Genomic DNA, 18007 nt, shown 5'->3' with positions numbered 1-18007 from the left:
GCTCTCAACCGATTTTCATGAGGCATGAACGTCATACTGATTTTACTATTTTACATCACAGGGGTTTGAAATAAAAAGACGAATGAGTCGCTGTCTTTTAAATCTTTTACGGCATCCCCTGCATAAATCTTTCCGTTGGTGAGAGGCAGTTTCTTGATTCCGGCTTTGGGACTAAAGTCTATTTTTTTCAAATCCAACCAAAACAGATTAGGAGTCATGACCGATTCAAAATAATATATTTTATTCTTCTGATCGGATACAGAGCGCCAGCGGGTGGAAGATATATGAGGTTTGTCCGGTGTGGTAATTCCGAAGGGGACGGATACATTACGCATCACACTGAGTACACTGGGTACAGCTATTTTAGCGTCCGGAGTCTGAGGGATTGCATGTATATAAAAAGAGGCACGCACAAAGCGGTCGCTGGAACGGTTTGTACCCGGCAGCATTTGCAATCCTCCTATTTCTTTCCAGTAATCATTGATAGCTAACTGATAATCATATCGTGGAGAATTGGTCATCACTTGGAATTCTTTTCCTTCGTGTATGCTTAAATTCCCGTCCAGATATTCCAGAACCGCTGTATTTCCTGTTTCATCTGTAATAGCCAGGTGAAGAGTGGAAGCTGAACCGTTGGGCATGTGGGGAGCATCAATGCGGAATGATTCTTTTTTCAGTTCCTCGACAGCTTCATGTACGGTGGCAAAATTGTCCAGTACATATTGTGTCCATATACTGATTCCCATGACAGGACGTGTATCTCCCTGACGGTCAAAGACGGATTCTGGCAAAAATAACAGACTGGCAACCAATCCTTTTTCATTCATTCCGTCACACGTACCTATATCATATCCTGTTGCAATGACGCTGCCGTATTTTGAAGTCCATTTCACGGTATTTTCTTTATTATATCCTGCACGTTGTATTCCTCTGGGGAAAACATAGATATTACTCATAATATCTTCTTTCCAATCCATTGTACGTCCGGTTACTACCATATTGTCCGGTCCGATATAGACGGCACGCGTGCATGCATCCGCTTTTTGTACGCTCATATAGAACATACCTGCCAATGTTAGTAATGCAATACTTCCTTTTTTTAATTTCATGATTCTATCATTTATAAAGATTGTCTTTGCTATTTAGAACAAACCGGATAAGGAACAGGTTTATAGAAATGCAGTGATTTGTGATACATTTGTTGATAAATGCTAATTCATCGGTTCGATTGGAATATAAATGACATCCGTGTTCCCTTCATAAATTTCTACCTGATTATCCTATCGGAGGGATTTTGTTGAGAACTGATTTAAGATAGATCGAGGTTTGTGGATTAAAAGAAATACTTGTTTTATCATAAAAATAAGGGGGATAAAATAAAAAAGGAGCAACGCCTTGCTCCAACCTTTGTTAACCTTAAATCTAATACTATGAAAAACACATTGCAAAGATACGGACTTTTTGGAAAATAGCAAATAATCAGACTTAAAAAGTATGCTATATAACATTGTTTAATATTTGTATTTCTCGAAAACCTGTTTTTTAAGACTTCTTTTGCGTATCTTTGCAGCCGTTAAAAAATAGCTGACGATAGTAAAAAGAGAAAATATATGGCATTTGAAGCGACAAAGAGAGAGTGGGGCGAGCTTTACGCCTTTTTCCGCTTGTTAGCGGACGGATATGTGTATGCAGGTACGCCTGATGTGAAAAGGAATGAAGTGCAAAAGTTTCCTGTGGCGATGGTACAGCGTGAGGAACATGACGGGACACGCCGTTATATTCTGGAGGATGAGGCGACCGTACGTATTTGTGGGGAAAAGATAGATAAGCAGATACCTCGTGAGGATTTTGCGGCTGTGGCAGAGTTGGTTTTTGCTGCTGTCAAGGAGAGTCGCGAGAATGATGTGATGTCTCCCGACGGTGTGGAAGAATTTTTGGATGAAGTCGCCATTTATGACTTGGAAGCAAAGACGGATGACCGTACTGATTTTTATGTTGCTTTTTACGGTATAGAGGCCCCGTTGGTAGGTTTTTGCGTTCGTTCCCGTTTGGGGACTATGTTCCCGTTGTTGGATGGAGGGCGTGCCGCCAATTTGAAGTTCGAGCAGACAGGTGTTAAATTCGCTACTCCTACCGTAAACAAAATTAATGCTTTTGGTGAAGAAGACGATGTGACAGGGCGTATGTTGATGATAGAACGTTTGGGAGGAATCTTGAAATATAATGATGTGGCCGATAAAGTATTCCGCAGTAATCTTTGCATGATAGATCTTCATTTTCCCCGTATGTTGGGCGAGATGTTGCGTGTCATGCATTTGGATGGCATATCCAAAGTTAGTGACCTGATAGAAGCAATCAAACAAATCAATCCGTTGAAAATAAAGGATGAATTGATTCATAAGCATAGTTATTATGAATATAAGATGAAGCAGTTTCTTATGGCTTTGGCTTTGGGAATGCGTCCTGCCAAGATCTTTAATGGGATAGATTCTGCTATATCCGGTTTTCTGTTTGTAGATGGTAATGGAGAGATACTTTGTTATCAGAAGGCTGACCGTCAGGTCTTTGCCGATTTCCTGTTTGTTAATTCCCGGTTTGAGAAAAGTTCCACTGAAAAAGATAAATATGGATATCTGGAACGTGAGAACGGAGTCTATTATTTTAAACTGAACTTGAAAATTGGTCTGTTGAAGAGATAGGACAATGAAAGAATTTGTATTTTCCTAGAATTAAAATATTTTTTCACTACAGATTACACAGATTGAAATACGATTTATTGATTATTTCAATCTGTATCTGTGTTAATCTGAGTAATCTGTAGTGGGAAACTATAGCTTGAATTTCAGAATTTTTCCATTCATTCCATCTAGTAATACGGGAGTTGTTTTGTCCGGCATAAGAGTGAGCTTCTCTGTGTTTCCGGTCAGCAATTCGGTTGCCTCATATTCTCCATAACGATGGATGCCTAAATAATCAAACGCATGTTGCGGAATATTGACGGCTGAACGTGCCGGTATGGAGTCAAAGTTGACCATAATTAATATCAGTTCATCATCCTGTTTTCGTAAAAAGGCGTATTGCTTATGTTCGTTGAACACCCATCCGGCCAGATTGGCATAGGTTAAGTCAAAGAACACACCTTCCCGTATGGCTTTTTCACTGTTGCATATATTCAGCAGGCGGGTATAGAATTGTTTCAATTGCTTTTCATCCTCATTCAGGAATTTATTGTCAAACTTGCCTCCGTTGCGCCAGCGGCGTATGCTGTCCACACTCCAGTAATCAAAGATAGTAGTTCTTCCGTCACGCCCGCTGAAACCTTCCGTATCCATGCCATGTTCTCCCAATTCCTGCCCGAAGTAAATCATGACTGGGTTGGTATTCATGCAAGCCGATACAATCATTGCGGGGATGGCTTTCGAGCCGTTTCCGGCAAAATAATCGGAAGCTATGCGCTGCTCGTCATGATTCTCCAGGAAATTGAGCATTCGTTTTTCGATACCTCCCAAGCTTTGCCAGCGTTGTGGAATAGCAGTTGCCGATTCCCATCCGCAGGTAATGGCGCGTAGCGTATCATACAGACCTACTTTGTCATATAAATAGTCGAATTTACCATTGAACAGATAATTCCTGTATTCTCCCGGATTATAGATCTCGGCGATAAATATCAGTTCCGGATGTTCGGCTTTGATTTGCGGAATCACCCATCCCCAGAATTCTACAGGAACCATTTCTGCCATATCACAGCGGAATCCGTCAATGCCTTTGGCAGACCAGAACAGTAGGATGTCACGCATCTTTACCCATGTGTCCGGAATCGGTTCGAAGTGGCGGCTATGACCGTTCATGTAGTCTATACCATAATTCAGTTTCACAGTTTCATACCAGTCATTGGAGTTGGGCCATGCGTCAAAACGGTCATTACCGGTTGCTTTTGCCGGAAATTCTATGTAAGGTTCCGCTGCGCCACGGTGCAGGTCGATATTACCTTCCAGTTTTGTATCTGGAATATAATAGAAATTATTGTTGGGGCTGAATGCTTTTGTCATATCATCTTTTTCACCCAAATCGGTTACTCCTTCAGGCTTGGCGTCTGAACCATATTGGCGGGCTACATGGTTGGGGACAAAATCAATGATGACTTTCAATCCGGCTTTGTGGCTTCGTTTTACCAGATTCTCGAACTCTTTCATACGGTCCGGGATACTGGTTGCCAAGTCAGGGTCTACATCATAATAATCCTTGATGGCATACGGTGATCCGGCCTTTCCTTTTACTACTGCAGGATGATCGGGTTTGATACCATAGCGGGTATAATTGGTTTGGGTAGCATGTTCAATGATACCTGTATACCAAATATGTGTAGCACCCAGTGTTTTGATCTCGCTTAAAGCCTTTGTCGTGAAATCGGCCATTTTTCCGCAACCGTTTTCCTCCAAAGAACCATTAGGCTTACAACGCAGGCTGTTGTTCCCGAATAAACGGGTGAATACCTGATAGATAATAATTTTTTCTTGTGTATCCATTTTATTCTTTTTTTTGTTTATCTCCAAATCGTTCCATTCTCCAGGAGTAATCTGTCCAGGAGTTCCGTTGCCGTATTGTATCCTTTTTCGAATATCTCTTCGGCTCTTTCCAGCTCCCTGTTGCTGTATTCTTCCAGTCCGTATGATTCGATCAGCAAATCTGCAATCCCTTTTTGAGGCAGTGTATTGGCTTGGAAAATAAAATGATAGGCTCTGAGTGCGATGCTTACCACATTCTTGCTATATTCATCTGCTACCAGCGGGTCTACATTGAGTGCTATCACTTTCTCGCATTCTTTGCGGATGGGGCTTACCGGCAGGTTCATCAAGATTCCTCCATCTACATAATATGTATTGTTGATGCGTATGGGGGCAAACAAGATAGGCATACAGCAGGAAGCAGCCAGCCTTTCGGCTATTTTCCCTTTTTTAAAAGAAACGATGCGTCCGTGATCCAAATCGGTGGCGGTAATAATAGTGGGGATTTTTAGTTCTTCTATCATTTTCGACTCTAGGTTGCTGTTTAAGAAATCAATGAAACTGTCCAGTTTCAGCAGACCTTGTTTGTTGATAGAAAAAGTGGTCAGTTCTTTGAATGAATGGTGCTCAAAAAGTTCAACAATATGAAAAGGTTCTTTGCCGTCGGCATAGAAGACGGCGGCAAGAGCACCTGCACTTACTCCGGAAAGTATTTCCGGCTTGATGCCATGTTCATGCAAAGCCTGCATAATCCCCAAATGGGCAAATCCTTTTATAAATCCTCCGCTCAGGGCATAACCAATGTTATATTTAAATTCATTCATAGTCTGATCTCGTTTAGATACCGACAAACTTACGAATATTTTTGTGAAATGCCATAAAAAAATACGGATTACTCAGCATATTCCGGTAATCCGTATAAAATTTATAATAACTGAAATTTATTTATCAAGCAATACCGTGTGCGTTGACCGATCCATCAATTTTCTTGATCAGTCCTTGCAGTACAGCACCCGGTCCGCATTCAGTAAAGTCATCGGCACCATCGGCAACCATATTCTTCACAGTCTGGGTCCAGCGTACGGAAGCGGTGAGCTGAGCCACCAGATTTGCCTTGATTTCAGCGGGATTTGTGTGAGGTAAAGCGTCCACATTCTGATATACTGGGCATTTCGGAGTATGAATTTCAGTAGCGTTGATAGCAGCTTCCAGTTCCACTTTGGCGGGGTTCATCAGCGGAGAGTGGAAGGCGCCTCCCACTTTCAACGGCAGGGCGCGTTTAGCACCGGCAGCTTTCATTTGCTCGCAAGCCTTGTTGATCCCTTCGATAGAACCTGAGATGACAATTTGTCCCGGGCAGTTATAATTGGCAGCCACTACCACTTCTCCTTCTTTAGAAATCGCTTCACAGATTTCTTCTACTTTTTCGTCAGGCAACGCAATGATGGCAGCCATCGTAGAGGGTTGTGCCTCACAAGCTTTCTGCATAGCCATAGCACGTGCATAAACCAGTTTCAGACCATCTTCGAAAGACAATGCTCCGGCTGCAACCAATGCGGAAAATTCGCCTAGCGAGTGTCCGGCAGTCATTTCAGGTTTGAAATCATCACCCATGCAAAGAGCGGAAATTACCGAGTGCAGAAAAACGGCAGGCTGAGTTACCTTAGTCTGGCGCAAGTCTTCGTCAGTACCTTCAAACATGATGTCTGTGATACGGTATCCTAAAATGTCGTTTGCTTTTTCAAAAAGTTCTTTGGCTAAAGCCGAGTTTTCGTACAGGTCTTTACCCATACCTACAAACTGTGCTCCCTGTCCGGGGAATACAAATGCTTTCATATTTTTCCTATTTTGGTTTAAAAACGTTGCAAAGTTAATTATTTCTTTCGGAACTACGGAATAATAATGAGGCAATTTGCTAATATGCTGCGTTATGTACCGCATGGTAATTAGCGCATAGACAAATTATTTCATTATTTTCATCGGGACAGGTGCGTAAAAGTGATTCAGCGGACCGTGTCCTTCGCCTATATGCACGTCTTTCCCGGCGTGGATGCCTTTGGTGACATATGCTTTTGCATGTTCTACGGCCTGCGGCATATCATATCCCAGTGCCAGAAAAGTAGCAATGGCGGAAGAAAGAGTACATCCTGTTCCGTGTGTGTTTTTGCTTTCTATCTTGTCTGAAATAAAGAGATGAGGCTTGTCTTCTCCAACTATTTGTAATACATCGCACATCTTGTCGCCCTCCAAATGTCCTCCTTTCAGTAAAACGGATCCGCAACCGAACTTTAATAATTCCGATGCGGCAGCTTTCATTTCGTCCACATAGCCTATGCGGTGTTCCGTCAATACTTCCGCTTCACTCAGATTGGGTGTAATCAGGCTGGCCAGAGGCATCAGTTCCCGGGTCAGTGCACTGATGGCGTCCTCTTCTATCAGCCGGTGTCCGCTGGTCGATACCATGACCGGATCGAACACAACGAAGCGGGGCCGGTATGTACGAAGGCAGGAGGCTATGGTCTTGACTATTTCCACATCATTAATCATACCTATTTTAACAGCATCCGGACGGATATCTTCCATTACGGCTTCTATCTGGCCACGCACATATACCGGTGGTACGGGATGTATGGCACGTACTCCCAAAGTGTTTTGTACGGTGATTGCAGTAATGGCTGTCGCAGCATAACCACCCAAGGCGGAGATTGTCTTCAGGTCAGCCTGTATACCGGCTCCTCCGCTGCAATCGGAGCCTGCTATACTTAATACACAAGGATATTTCTTCATATAAATCTCATTTTGACAAAGTATTTGCAAAGATAACGAATAATCTTGTTTTAAATGTTTGCACAAGTGAAGGGAATCAATTATTTTTGCTAAACATAAAATAAAGTAAAAATAAGGGGAATGAAAAGAATCCTAGTAACGGGAGGCGCAGGATTTATAGGGTCACATCTATGCACTCGTCTGATAGAGGAAGGTAATATTGTTATATGTTTAGACAACTTTTTCACGGGGAGTAAAGAGAATATAAGTTACCTGACCGGGCATCCGCGCTTTGAACTGATAGAACACGATATAATTAATCCGTTTTGGACGGATGTGGACGAGATATACAATCTGGCATGTCCCGCCTCTCCTATACATTATCAGCATGATGCTATCAAAACGGCGAAGACGGCTGTCTTCGGCACGTTTAATATGTTGGGACTGGCGAAGCGTAACAAAGCAAAAATACTTCAGGCTTCTACCAGTGAGGTGTATGGTGATCCGTTGTCGCATCCCCAGAGGGAGGGAGATTGGGGGAATGTGAATCCCATAGGCTACCGGTCTTGTTATGATGAAGGAAAACGTTGTGCCGAAACTTTGTGCATGGATTATTACCGTCAACATGGTGTTTTGGTAAAAATAATCCGCATATTCAATACGTATGGCCCTAATATGCTGACCGATGACGGACGTGTAATTTCCAATTTTGTGGTACAGGCATTGCAAGATAAAGATATAACCATTTATGGAGACGGAAAACAGACGCGTAGTTTTCAGTATATAGATGATCTGGTGGAAGGAATGATGCGTATGATGGCTACGGAAGATCATTTCACAGGACCGGTGAATATCGGTAACCCTTGCGAATTTTCCATATTCGAACTGGCTCAGAAGATACTGGAACTGACCCGTTCTCATTCTAGCATTATTTTCGAACCTTTACCTCATGATGACCCTCGTCAGCGCAGGCCGGATATTACTCTGGCAAGAGAAAAGCTGGATTGGGAGCCTCACATTCATCTGGAAGAGGGGCTGACGAAAGTGATTGATTATTTTAAAAGTGTTCTGGCTAAATAATATATACCTATGACATCGGATGTAAATGTTGTAATAAGTCATTCTGAGTACACTGTTTTAGTTGTGGATGATGTGGTTTCTAATGTCTTGTTGTTAAAAGTGTTGTTAACAAACGAGAAGTTTAAGGTGATAACTGCCGGTAATGGAAAGGAGGCATTATCTCAGGCGGTCAATGCCCGCCCCGATTTGATTTTGTTGGATGTCATGATGCCCGAGATGAATGGTTTTGAAGTTGCCGAACGATTGAAAGCCGATCCGGAAACACAACATATTCCTATTATATTTCTGACAGCTTTGAATACCACCGCCGATATAGTGAAGGGTTTCAAGGTAGGTGCGAATGATTTTATATCCAAACCTTTTAATAAGGAAGAGCTTGTGATCCGTGTTACTCATCAGATATCCCTGGTTGCCGCCAAACGGATCATCATGGAGCAGACGGAAGAACTGCGTAAGATTATTATGGGGCGCGACAAGTTATATTCTGTTATCGCGCATGACCTGCGTTCACCCATGGGATCCATTAAGATGGTGCTCAATATGTTGATACTCAGTCTTCCGTCCGAACAGATCGGTAAGGAAATGTTTGATATGCTGAGCATGGCCAATCAAAGTACGGAGGATGTTTTCTCTTTGCTGGATAATTTGCTGAAATGGACTAAAAGCCAGATAGGCAAGCTGAATGTCGTTTATCAGGACTTTGATATTGTGGGGAATATTGCTTCGGTTATCGAAATTTTCAATCTGGTAGCCGGTATGAAGAATATAAAGGTGAACTTCCCGGTGCACGGAAAGATTGAGGTACATGCCGATATGGATATGATGAAGACTATCTTGCGTAATCTTCTCAGCAATGCGATCAAGTTCAGCTATAATGATTCCGAAATTCTGGTTAATGCAGGAATAGAGGGTGATAAAGTCATAGTCAGTGTAAAAGATACTGGAAAAGGCATGGGTGAGGAAGATCAAAAGAAATTGTTGAACACGGAAACTCATTTCAGCAAATACGGAACGAATAATGAGGAAGGTTCCGGATTAGGCTTGTTGTTATGTCAGGATTTCGCTGTTAAGAATGGTGGGCATTTATGGTTTGAGTCTGAAGAGGGGAAAGGTTCCACTTTCTTTTTCTCGGTAGCTTTGAAGAAGTGATTTATCAAAGTCCCACCTCCAGATATACCGGGTTATGGTCACTCATATCATAAGGAATCACCTTATATTTTATACCTTCCAATAAGGTGGAATGGAACAAGTAGTCTATCCGTAGTAAATGGTGAAACCCCCGGTAAGTGGCTCCGTACCCTTCTCCTGCGGTTTGAAATCCGTCTTTCAAGCCGCTTTTCAGCGTTTCATAAGTAAAAGTTCCCGGAGGGTCATTGAAGTCACCGCATACAATCAAGGGATATTCCGTGGCATTGATTAGCGAACTGATTTGTTCAGCCTGTCCGGCACGTCTGACAGTATTTTCCCGGAAGTTGTCAGAATAGTCCAGATAAATGGCTCTTTCCTGTTCCTCATCTTGTGCTCCCCGAGCCTGTGCTGCTTTGGAACGCATTCTGTCAAAGTTGGTAGTCTGCATGTGCACGTTGATGATGCGTATCGTCATACCTTTTACATCCAGGTCGGCCCAGATGGCTCCGTTATTGGTATTCGGAAATTCTATTGTTTGTGACTGTTTGATGGGGTAGCGGCTGTAAATGGCCTGACTCAATCCTTCGGGGATAAACGAGTAAGGGAATGTTTTAGCATACGTATTCTGTAAATCCTGTTCCGTAAAGTCGCCATTACCTCTATATTCCTGAAAACAAAGTACGTCCGTTTCCTCCTTGTTCATCATCTCGGCAAACTCTTTGGCGGAGAATCCCGTGATTTCATTTCCAAATGAGTGGACATTGTAAGTCACTATTTTCAGTCTGTTTTCGTTAGCATACTTGGTAGGGTTATAAATTTGGTACATGGAAGTGATGTATTCGTAGTTTACCATCAGCCCCGTCAATGGAATCCATAACCAATACCGGAGTCTGATGAGCCAGTAAGTAAATAATATCGTATTGACAACCACCAGTATAGGTTTGCTTAAAGCAACGTACGCGGCGAACATATTCTCTACCGGATTTATTTTACCTGAGAAATAAGCGAAGATGGAAAGTCCCAGAATGAAGATTGTGAACAGGATAGATAAAAAATAGGCAAATTTGTATACGGCTAATCTTCCCATAAATTACTTTTGTTTTAGATACTTGTTTATAGTCATTTTCAATAAGTCGGCAGATACCGGTTTGGTTAAAAAATCATTGCATCCGCTTTCTATGGCAGCTATTTTGTCTTTTTCATATGCGTATGCGCTTACAGCGATGACAGGTACGTCGGCAGACATTTCCCGGATGGCTCTGGTGGCGTCCAGACCATTGATGTTAGGCATTTTTATATCCATCAAAATCAAGTCGGGTTTGTATTGTTCATAGAATATGATAGCCTCCATGCCGTCATGAGCATGCACCAGTTTGTATATTTTTCCGATCATAGCCTCTATTAAGTCATAATTGCTTTGATAGTCTTCCGCCACTAGGATGGTCATCTCCTGATGGGAAGTTCTGCTGTTGTCTTTAACGGAAGCTGGTGGAAGTTTTTCCTCCCATTTCATATCTCCGTTTGCTGAAATGTAAGGCAATGTAAAAGTGAATGTGGTTCCGGTTTCCATTTTTGATTGTACAGCTATTTTTCCTCCTAACTTTTCTACAATGATTTTGCTGATGGAAAGACCCAGTCCTGTACCTTGCACCTGGTTGTTGGCCATGATGAAACGGTCGAATATCTTGTCTATCTTGTCATCGGAAATACCGCTTCCGGTATCGGCTATATGAAAAACAATTTCTTTTTCCGTCAATTTATATCCGAAGCTGATAGAACCTTTGGCTGTGAATTTTGTAGCATTACCTATCAGGTTGGAGAAAACCTGGAACAAGCGGTTCCTGTCTGTCGAGATAACCAGTGACGGATCGGACTCTTCGAAAACAAGCTCCACCCCAGGCTGACACCTGAAACTATACGTGTTTTTTACATCCTCACATAAAGTATAAAGGGATACAGGCGCATAGTTGAACTCCATCATGCCCGATTCAATCTTCGACAGGTCCAAAATCTCGTTGATAAGTTCCTGCAGGCGCATGTTGTTTTTTTCTACAATATCGTAATACTGCAATCTTTCCTCGGCGTTTTCCGTTTCAGCTATAATGCGTGAGAATCCTAGAATGGCATTCAACGGTGTACGGATTTCATGGCTCATATTGGCAAGGAAGGCAGATTTCAGCTGGTTGGAGCGTTCTGCTTTCCAAACAATCTCGGATGTGTTCTGTATATATCCTTCCAATACGGTCCTTTGCATATATACCTCTTTATGATATGTTTTTATTCTCATGTTGACGGTCTTTCCGTCAATAAGGAGTTTGTAGTTTATGGTATTGGAAGCATCCTTCTCCTTCAGATTTTCTTCCAGCCATTGACTGAAACGGGCCTTGTCATCAAGGTGCATATAGTTCATGTATTCATCTATGGAAATCTGTTTCTGTTCCTCATCGTTACAGAATATCCGGGTGTATCCCGAATAAGTGAAGAACCGTGTGGACGAATCGTATGCCCATAATCCTATTCTTGCGGCTTTTTCTATTTCGCACAAATCTTTTTGCTTTTTTTCCAGTTTCAGCCTGACGACACTCCGGCCTGTGATATCCCTGTATTGAAAAAGAAAATGCTCCTCATCATACTTGCTGATAATACATTTGTAGTATTTTACGTCATCTTCCAATATTAATTTGTAATTCCGTGCGGAAAGTTTGTCTCCTGCCCGTACTTTGGTGAATTCCGCATACATCTCCCGTGCCGTTTCCACAGGGAAATAAGAGAATATATTTCTCCCTATAATATCTTGTTCTTTTATAAAGAAGTCCGTCGTATTAGCCTTGAAGTCTAAACAGGTGCCGTCTTTATATACGAAAAACATAGTATCAGCCGTAATTTCCAGAATTTTGTCTGCATACTGCTTATCGTGCAATATATTACTCGGAATTTTCATATTAATAGTATGATTCTCAATATACTGTTTCTCTTAGCGAATTTAGATGCGTGATATTTGTTACTGACAGCAAATATACAAAAAAAATATTGTTTATATCATTTTATATCGTAATTTTGCAAGGTAATCAATGAAAAGAAGAAATGAAAAAGATTTTGGTAGCTGAAGATACGGAAAGTAATTACCTCTTATTATCTATAATTTTAAGAAAGGAGTATGAAGTTTACCGTGCCCACGATGGGCAGGAGGCTATTGAGAAATTTGAGGGTTGCCGGCCCGATATGATTTTGATGGATATAAAGATGCCTGTTATGGACGGTTTGGAAGCTACCAGAAGAATTCGTCTGAAAGGGGGGACACTTCCCATCATAGCTCTTACCGCCAATGCGTATGACAGTGACCGTGACAAGGCTTTTGAAGCCGGATGTGACGATTATATGGCCAAGCCGATTATGGCTCCCGCTTTGCGTGAGATGATAGAAAAATATTTTGGTGAGTAAATATTATGCCCTGCGGGATTTTTCCCATGTTCCGCCGGCATGTCTTTTCAAATAGAAGAAACCTTTTATCACATTGATGTTCATGAACAGGAAATAGTAGGGAATATAAAGTAATTTGTTCTTTACGGACTTGGCAGACAGGAAGCTGCCATAAACTCCCCCGAGGTAGAATGCGGATTGCAGCAGAAGAAAAAGAAAGTAAACCGGATGGCTCTCACTACAGACAACCAGCAGGATATTCAGGGGAAAGAGCAGAAACAAGGCAACCGGGGTTACCGACCATCTCAGTACGCGGTGGGAGACATATTGAAAACTGAGGATTCCATAACGTAGCGGATTCAGCAGTTCTTTCAAACGATAGACGGACTGCAATCCTCCTGCCGAGATACGTATTTTTCTTTTCTCCTCTTCTTTCATATCGGCCGATCCGCTTTCCAAGGCATATGCCGTATCACAATATGCTATCGTATACTGCTTCATGGCGATACGCAGGGACAGCATAAAATCATCCAGTAGGGTATCTTCAGGCATTTCCTCATATAACGGGGTGCGGATGGCAAATAATTCTCCGGCAGCACCTATGGCGGAATAGAGCTGATAATCCATTTTTTTCAGCCATGATTCATATTTCCAGTACAATCCTTCTCCTCCGGAAACAGCTCCTCCGGTACTGTACATGTCTACCCGTTTTTCTCCTGCCACGCATCCCACCTGCGGATGGTTAAAATATTTTACTATCTCGCGAACGGCCTGCGGATTAATAAATGTATTGGCGTCTGTGAATATGACCAAAGGCGTGGTGACAAATCCCATTCCCCGGTTCATAGCGGCTGTTTTTCCTTTTCTTTCGGGGACGAACAATAGGGTGACATCGGGATATGCTTTTAATTTTTCATTGGTTCGGTCATTGCTGCCGTCCGTTACCCATACGATATGCAGTTTCTCTTTGGGATAATCCAGTTCGTGGCAGTTTTTCATCTTTCCGTTTACTACCTGTTCCTCATTATAGGCGGTGATGAACAGGGTGATTTCGGGTAGGGCGGTGTTGTTGCTGTTCCGGCAGGTTTCTTGCTCCGGTTCGTCCGTATCGTAGAAGAAAAGAAAACTTTGTTTTATTTTTACCAATATCCACAACAGGATTCCGTATCCCACATAGGTGTAGAATACAATGAACAGGAGGACGAAGAAGAGGATTTCAAGGGTGTTCATGCTAGTATTTCTTTATATATTTTCAATATTTCTCTGGCTGTGTTCTCCCATGAGAACCGACGGACTCTTTCTAATCCATATGCAGTTTGTGACTCATAGAATTCCGCATTTTCTTCTAAATGAAGGAGGGCGGAAGCAATTTCCTCCGGGTCGAACGGATTGACTAGAATACCCTCCGGTCCTGTGATTTCGGGCATGGCGGAAGTGGTTGAGGTGATGACGGGAGTTCCGCAGGCCATCGCCTCCAGAATGGGGATGCCGAAACTTTCGCGTAAAGACGTGTATATAAAGACGGATGCTCCACTATAAACAGCGGGTAGTTCTGTGTTTGGAATGTATCCGGGATGATACAGCATTTTTTTTATTTCTTGTAATCCTTGCCGGTTCAGATATTCGTCTATGATCTCTTCTTTCAGGTCGGCGATAAGCAAGGGAAGGGGCTGACGGGATTTTTTTAAATAAATACCGTATGCCTGCAATACCCTTGCCGTATTCTTCTTGGGATCGGTATTTCCTAAAAAGAACAGGTAAGGATGTTTCTTTATGTATCGGGCAGTGGTGGCTTGTGCGTTCCGTATGGGTATGAAATGTTGTGAATAGCCGTTGTGTACGGCGACAAGCAGTTGTCTGTCAATGTGCAGGAAATGACTGATGCGGTTGCATTCAAAATGAGAAACGGTAATGATTCTTTTGCATCTAGTAAGAATTTGGGGAACAATGATTCTTCGGTAGAAACGTCCCAGTCTTTGGTACATGGACTGGTTCTTGCCTTGTTTTTTTTCTAGAAAGATAATGTCGTGCAGTGTAAGCACCAGTGGAATGTTTCCATACACAGGGGCAGTGTTACTTGTGCAGTGCAGCAGGTCGGGTTTGATTTTTCTCAAAGCCAACGGCAGTCCTATCTGTTCCCAAAGCGGATAGGACGGCCAGTTGACGGTCACGATATGCACGTTGGCGGATTCCTGCAAACAAATATCATCTCCCGGGCTGACCAGTATGAAGTATTCGTTTTGTTTGTCTATCTTTTGCAGTTCCCGGATGGTTTCCAGAGCTACATAGTCCATGCCATGCTTTTCTTTTCTGAAGATGCGTTGGGCTTCTATTGCTATTTTCATCTGTCGTTACTTTATCAGGTTAGAATCTTCGTCCTCGTAATTGTTTTTGCTATAGAAAAGAGCCGTGAAGCTTCTTAAACCTTTTATGGCTCGTTTTTTGAAACTGCTAAACAGGGATCCGTCGGCCGAGACAGTACCATAGCCGGTAAGGACACGGGCTTTGCGGGCGGTGACGAATTTTAATTTTCCGTATTTTTTCAATGCCAGTGCCAGGGAGCCGTCTTCTCCGCGGAGTATGTCTGTCCGGAATCCTTCTTTCCGGGCTGTTTCCGTGTGGAAGGCAAAAGCCATTCCACGTACATTGAGTTCCGGTCTGTTCAGATTTTGTATTTTCAAATAGAGGTCACGCAGTGTTTCATAGAAGAAAAGTCCTAAATGATGTTCATTAGGAAGAAAACTCCACAGGGCGTATGCACCTGCCACTTCTTTGTCCTGTAAGACCTTTATCATGGTACTGATGTACTGGGGCGGATAAAGGGTGTCGGCATCTATGCAGAGATGATACTTCCCCCGGGCATGGTTCAGTCCGCATTGCCGGGCAAAACCGGGACCTTTCCGGTATTCATTGAAGTAGGTGACTCCTAATTCTTTTAGTACCTCTTCGGTGTGGTCGGTAGAATGATTATTGATGACTAGTATTTCTACAGGATAGTTATGTTGGTTTTCACATAAAGACCACAGGCAGCTCAATATCCTCTTTTCTTCATTATGGGCGATGGCGACCACCGAAACCAGCGGAGCATGAGTTGCAAGCTGCCGGATCTTGTCTTTCACTTGGTTGATAACCGCTTGTGGGGCTTGGGTGAAAGGCTTGTCATAGATGGATAAATAGTCAGCGTACCACTTCATGCGTTTTTATATATTCGGACAGTGTGACCGGATTCCGGTGATTACTGAATCGTGATTTGAATTTGTTTTTGAGGATATAGAACAGGGCTTGAATCATCTTTTTCATTTCCGTCAGGGCGGAACGGCGGGGATATAGTTTCTCCACCATTTCCCGGTTCCATTTGTTGAGGAAGAAAGAGGAGTAGTATTCATCTTCGGGATTGACTAGTATCTCCACTTCCTCTTTCCACTCATAGCGGTTCAAGGTTATATCTCCTTCCGTCAGCCACAGCAGTTTGTAGGGGAGGGATTGGAAAGGCAGATAATTCAGGAATAATTCTCCATAGTCGTTTTCATAGTTTCCCGGCATCTTGTTTTTTTCATAGAAGACCAGTTTGTTGTCTATATCCAATATAACCCATTTATGTGATTTTTTTGGAAACAAGTATTCGCCCAGCAGACTGGGAGTTTCTATGTATCCCCGTCGGGCTACCCTGCATAATTCTTTGACAAAAGCTTCGGGATGTTCCACGTGTTCCAATACCTGATTGCATATTACGTAGTCAAACTCCTTGTCTTTGAAGGGCAGGTTTTCTCCATCGGCATGTACAAAGGTCTGATGAGGGTATATTTTCACGTCACCGCAACGGTGGTAATTGGTGTCAATAAATTTTTCGGCTATCACGTTGGAGCGATACGTCGGATTATGGCCCGGACCTATTTCTAGCACTTTGTCGTTTTTATTTATATGGATGTCTCCTCTGTCGTAGGGGGAATCTGTTTTCATTGTTCTGTTCCGTTTAATAAGTTGTTGAATAGCTGAATCCATTGTTGCATTATTACATCTTCAGCAAAACGTTGTACATTGATACGGGCTTTTTTCCCCATTTCTTTTCTTATTTGTTTGTTTTCAATCAGATAATTTATTTTTTCGGCCAGTTCTTCTGTTTTTCCATTTTCGACCAATAGTCCGTCTTCCCCGTCCCGGATGATATCTTTAGGTCCGCATGGACAGGCGAATGACACGGCAGGTACTCCGCATGTCATTGCTTCCGCTATGACCATTCCGAATCCTTCAAATCTGGAACTTGATACAAAGATAGAACTTTCACGGTATTTACAGAACATATCCGGGGTTGCATTTTCAAGAAAAAGGTTCTTTAATTTCAATTTTCCGGCCAGTACTTGATATGCAGTCTTATCCCCTTTGCCATATATATGTAATTCCCAGTCCGGATGCTGGTCACAGACTTTGCTCCATGCTTCCAGTAACAAATCGAATCCTTTTTGATAAGTATATCTTCCGGCTGCGGTTATCCGTTTATTGTTCAAGTCGCTGAATGTTCCGGATTGAAAGGGTAGAGGGTTGCTGATAACTTTTACATTTTGCAGTTCGGACCAGTTCACTCTGTCTTCTTCACTCAGCACAACGAACTTATCCAACTTTTTTAAATGCCTCACCAGACTTTTCATCCATAATTTGGCAAAAAGTTCCTTGACGAAGTTGCTTTCGTCCTTTTCAAAATTACGATAGTTTTTTCGGTTCACGTGTAGCTCCCCTATCTTTTTACTTCCATCTTTGAGGGAAGTGATAAAGTTTATTTCCCGTCGTAACAAAGAAACTGTGATGTCCGGTTTGAGGTGAGACAAAGCGGCAGAGAGCTTGCGTCGGTATATTCTTTGTTTTTTCAGATAAACCGGCACTTTTTTCCAAAGAGGAAGTTCCCATAATTCTTCAAAGTCTATATTCAGTTGGATGATTTTTACTTTGGGCGATAAAGTATAGCAGGGAGGCTTGCCTTTTCCGTCAGTCAGCAAAATATATATGTCATAATTACCATTCTCCGCCAGATAATTGGCTTTGGTGGTCAGTACCCTTTCCACTCCTCCGGGGATATGGAGAGAGGGGGTACAATAGGCGATTCGGATCATAGG

General features: G+C 42.5%; 16 protein-coding genes. 4 read left to right on the top strand and 12 right to left on the bottom strand.

The annotated features are described in order from the left end of the window. Nucleotides 1–50: 50 nt before the first annotated feature. Complete coding sequence (locus GKD17_RS15130) at nt 51–1109, bottom strand: linear amide C-N hydrolase (protein WP_007832329.1); 1059 nt, start codon at nt 1107–1109, stop codon at nt 51–53. A gap of 501 nt (nt 1110–1610) precedes the next feature. Here GKD17_RS15130 and GKD17_RS15125 point away from each other — a divergent pair. Beyond that, nucleotides 1611–2699, top strand: a complete 1089-nt coding sequence (locus GKD17_RS15125) for an HpaII family restriction endonuclease (RefSeq protein WP_007832333.1) — start codon at nt 1611–1613, stop codon at nt 2697–2699. 129 nt (nt 2700–2828) lie between these two features. Here the strand turns inward: GKD17_RS15125 and GKD17_RS15120 are convergent, their stop codons facing one another. From GKD17_RS15120 to thiD, 4 genes are all read right to left on the bottom strand, one after another. Next, entirely contained in the window at nt 2829–4526 is a 1698-nt protein-coding gene (locus GKD17_RS15120; protein ID WP_007840210.1) for an alpha-amylase family protein, read from the bottom strand. 17 nt (nt 4527–4543) lie between these two features. Then, nucleotides 4544–5329 (bottom strand): patatin-like phospholipase family protein, encoded by a 786-nt coding sequence (locus tag GKD17_RS15115; RefSeq protein WP_007832337.1) that lies wholly within the window; start codon nt 5327–5329, stop codon nt 4544–4546. Nucleotides 5330–5453: 124 nt separating this feature from the next. Further along, nucleotides 5454–6341, bottom strand: coding sequence for an ACP S-malonyltransferase (gene fabD, locus GKD17_RS15110; RefSeq protein WP_008653546.1), 888 nt, complete (start codon nt 6339–6341; stop codon nt 5454–5456). 126 nt (nt 6342–6467) lie between these two features. Beyond that, nucleotides 6468–7292, bottom strand: coding sequence for a bifunctional hydroxymethylpyrimidine kinase/phosphomethylpyrimidine kinase (gene thiD / locus GKD17_RS15105; protein WP_007832342.1), 825 nt, complete (start codon nt 7290–7292; stop codon nt 6468–6470). A 120-nt stretch (nt 7293–7412) separates the two neighbouring features. On the opposite strand from thiD, the gene GKD17_RS15100 reads away from it, so the two are divergent. Both GKD17_RS15100 and GKD17_RS15095 read left to right on the top strand, forming a co-directional pair. Beyond that, nucleotides 7413–8351: a UDP-glucuronic acid decarboxylase family protein gene (locus GKD17_RS15100; RefSeq protein ID WP_007832344.1), complete on the top strand. Its 939-nt coding sequence runs from the start codon at nt 7413–7415 to the stop codon at nt 8349–8351. A gap of 9 nt (nt 8352–8360) precedes the next feature. Further along, complete coding sequence (locus GKD17_RS15095) at nt 8361–9500, top strand: ATP-binding response regulator (RefSeq protein WP_007832345.1); 1140 nt, start codon at nt 8361–8363, stop codon at nt 9498–9500. A 4-nt stretch (nt 9501–9504) separates the two neighbouring features. Here GKD17_RS15095 and GKD17_RS15090 read toward each other — a convergent pair whose 3' ends face one another. Then, nucleotides 9505–10566 (bottom strand): endonuclease/exonuclease/phosphatase family protein, encoded by a 1062-nt coding sequence (locus GKD17_RS15090; RefSeq protein ID WP_007832348.1) that lies wholly within the window; start codon nt 10564–10566, stop codon nt 9505–9507. Between the two features lie 3 nt (nt 10567–10569). Beyond that, the gene (locus tag GKD17_RS15085; protein ID WP_007832350.1) at nt 10570–12420 is read right to left on the bottom strand and encodes a PAS domain-containing hybrid sensor histidine kinase/response regulator; all 1851 of its coding nucleotides are present in this window, start codon (nt 12418–12420) and stop codon (nt 10570–10572) included. A 143-nt stretch (nt 12421–12563) separates the two neighbouring features. Between GKD17_RS15085 and GKD17_RS15080 the strand changes: the two genes are divergently transcribed. Next, the gene (locus GKD17_RS15080; protein ID WP_007832352.1) at nt 12564–12920 is read left to right on the top strand and encodes a response regulator; all 357 of its coding nucleotides are present in this window, start codon (nt 12564–12566) and stop codon (nt 12918–12920) included. A gap of 3 nt (nt 12921–12923) precedes the next feature. On the opposite strand, the gene GKD17_RS15075 is transcribed toward GKD17_RS15080, so the two are convergent. The 5 genes from GKD17_RS15075 to GKD17_RS15055 are packed head-to-tail and all read right to left on the bottom strand — an operon-like array spanning nt 12924 to nt 18004. Further along, nucleotides 12924–14129, bottom strand: a complete 1206-nt coding sequence (locus tag GKD17_RS15075) for a glycosyltransferase family 2 protein (RefSeq protein ID WP_007832353.1) — start codon at nt 14127–14129, stop codon at nt 12924–12926. Next, complete coding sequence (locus GKD17_RS15070) at nt 14126–15244, bottom strand: glycosyltransferase family 4 protein (RefSeq protein WP_007832354.1); 1119 nt, start codon at nt 15242–15244, stop codon at nt 14126–14128. The genes GKD17_RS15075 and GKD17_RS15070 overlap by 4 nt, the downstream gene beginning before the upstream one ends. 6 nt (nt 15245–15250) lie before the next feature. Continuing rightward, complete coding sequence (locus GKD17_RS15065) at nt 15251–16093, bottom strand: glycosyltransferase family 2 protein (protein WP_007832355.1); 843 nt, start codon at nt 16091–16093, stop codon at nt 15251–15253. Then, nucleotides 16077–16859 (bottom strand): class I SAM-dependent methyltransferase, encoded by a 783-nt coding sequence (locus GKD17_RS15060; RefSeq protein ID WP_007832356.1) that lies wholly within the window; start codon nt 16857–16859, stop codon nt 16077–16079. The genes GKD17_RS15065 and GKD17_RS15060 overlap by 17 nt, the downstream gene beginning before the upstream one ends. Continuing rightward, on the bottom strand, nt 16856–18004 hold the full coding sequence (locus GKD17_RS15055; protein WP_185150383.1) for a glycosyltransferase family 4 protein: 1149 nt from the start codon (nt 18002–18004) through the stop codon (nt 16856–16858). The genes GKD17_RS15060 and GKD17_RS15055 overlap by 4 nt, the downstream gene beginning before the upstream one ends. Nucleotides 18005–18007 lie beyond the last annotated feature (3 nt).

The sequence above is a fragment of the Phocaeicola dorei genome (genome assembly GCF_013009555.1).
GTDB lineage: Bacteria > Bacteroidota > Bacteroidia > Bacteroidales > Bacteroidaceae > Phocaeicola > Phocaeicola dorei.
This window is presented reverse-complemented; position numbering and strand designations above follow the sequence as displayed.

What these genes read in the sequence shown, in the direction of transcription:
- GKD17_RS15070 (WP_007832354.1), bottom strand. Translation starts at nt 15,244, where the DNA reads ATGAAAATAGCAATAGAAGCCCAACGCATCTTCAGAAAAGAAAAGCAT.
- GKD17_RS15120 (WP_007840210.1), bottom strand. Translation starts at nt 4,526, where the DNA reads ATGGATACACAAGAAAAAATTATTATCTATCAGGTATTCACCCGTTTA.
- GKD17_RS15085 (WP_007832350.1), bottom strand. Translation starts at nt 12,420, where the DNA reads ATGAAAATTCCGAGTAATATATTGCACGATAAGCAGTATGCAGACAAA.
- GKD17_RS15115 (WP_007832337.1), bottom strand. Translation starts at nt 5,329, where the DNA reads ATGAATGAATTTAAATATAACATTGGTTATGCCCTGAGCGGAGGATTT.
- GKD17_RS15060 (WP_007832356.1), bottom strand. Translation starts at nt 16,859, where the DNA reads ATGAAAACAGATTCCCCCTACGACAGAGGAGACATCCATATAAATAAA.
- GKD17_RS15090 (WP_007832348.1), bottom strand. Translation starts at nt 10,566, where the DNA reads ATGGGAAGATTAGCCGTATACAAATTTGCCTATTTTTTATCTATCCTG.
- fabD (WP_008653546.1), bottom strand. Translation starts at nt 6,341, where the DNA reads ATGAAAGCATTTGTATTCCCCGGACAGGGAGCACAGTTTGTAGGTATG.
- GKD17_RS15100 (WP_007832344.1), top strand. Translation starts at nt 7,413, where the DNA reads ATGAAAAGAATCCTAGTAACGGGAGGCGCAGGATTTATAGGGTCACAT.
- GKD17_RS15125 (WP_007832333.1), top strand. Translation starts at nt 1,611, where the DNA reads ATGGCATTTGAAGCGACAAAGAGAGAGTGGGGCGAGCTTTACGCCTTT.
- GKD17_RS15130 (WP_007832329.1), bottom strand. Translation starts at nt 1,109, where the DNA reads ATGAAATTAAAAAAAGGAAGTATTGCATTACTAACATTGGCAGGTATG.
- GKD17_RS15095 (WP_007832345.1), top strand. Translation starts at nt 8,361, where the DNA reads ATGACATCGGATGTAAATGTTGTAATAAGTCATTCTGAGTACACTGTT.
- thiD (WP_007832342.1), bottom strand. Translation starts at nt 7,292, where the DNA reads ATGAAGAAATATCCTTGTGTATTAAGTATAGCAGGCTCCGATTGCAGC.
- GKD17_RS15080 (WP_007832352.1), top strand. Translation starts at nt 12,564, where the DNA reads ATGAAAAAGATTTTGGTAGCTGAAGATACGGAAAGTAATTACCTCTTA.
- GKD17_RS15075 (WP_007832353.1), bottom strand. Translation starts at nt 14,129, where the DNA reads ATGAACACCCTTGAAATCCTCTTCTTCGTCCTCCTGTTCATTGTATTC.
- GKD17_RS15065 (WP_007832355.1), bottom strand. Translation starts at nt 16,093, where the DNA reads ATGAAGTGGTACGCTGACTATTTATCCATCTATGACAAGCCTTTCACC.
- GKD17_RS15055 (WP_185150383.1), bottom strand. Translation starts at nt 18,004, where the DNA reads ATGATCCGAATCGCCTATTGTACCCCCTCTCTCCATATCCCCGGAGGA.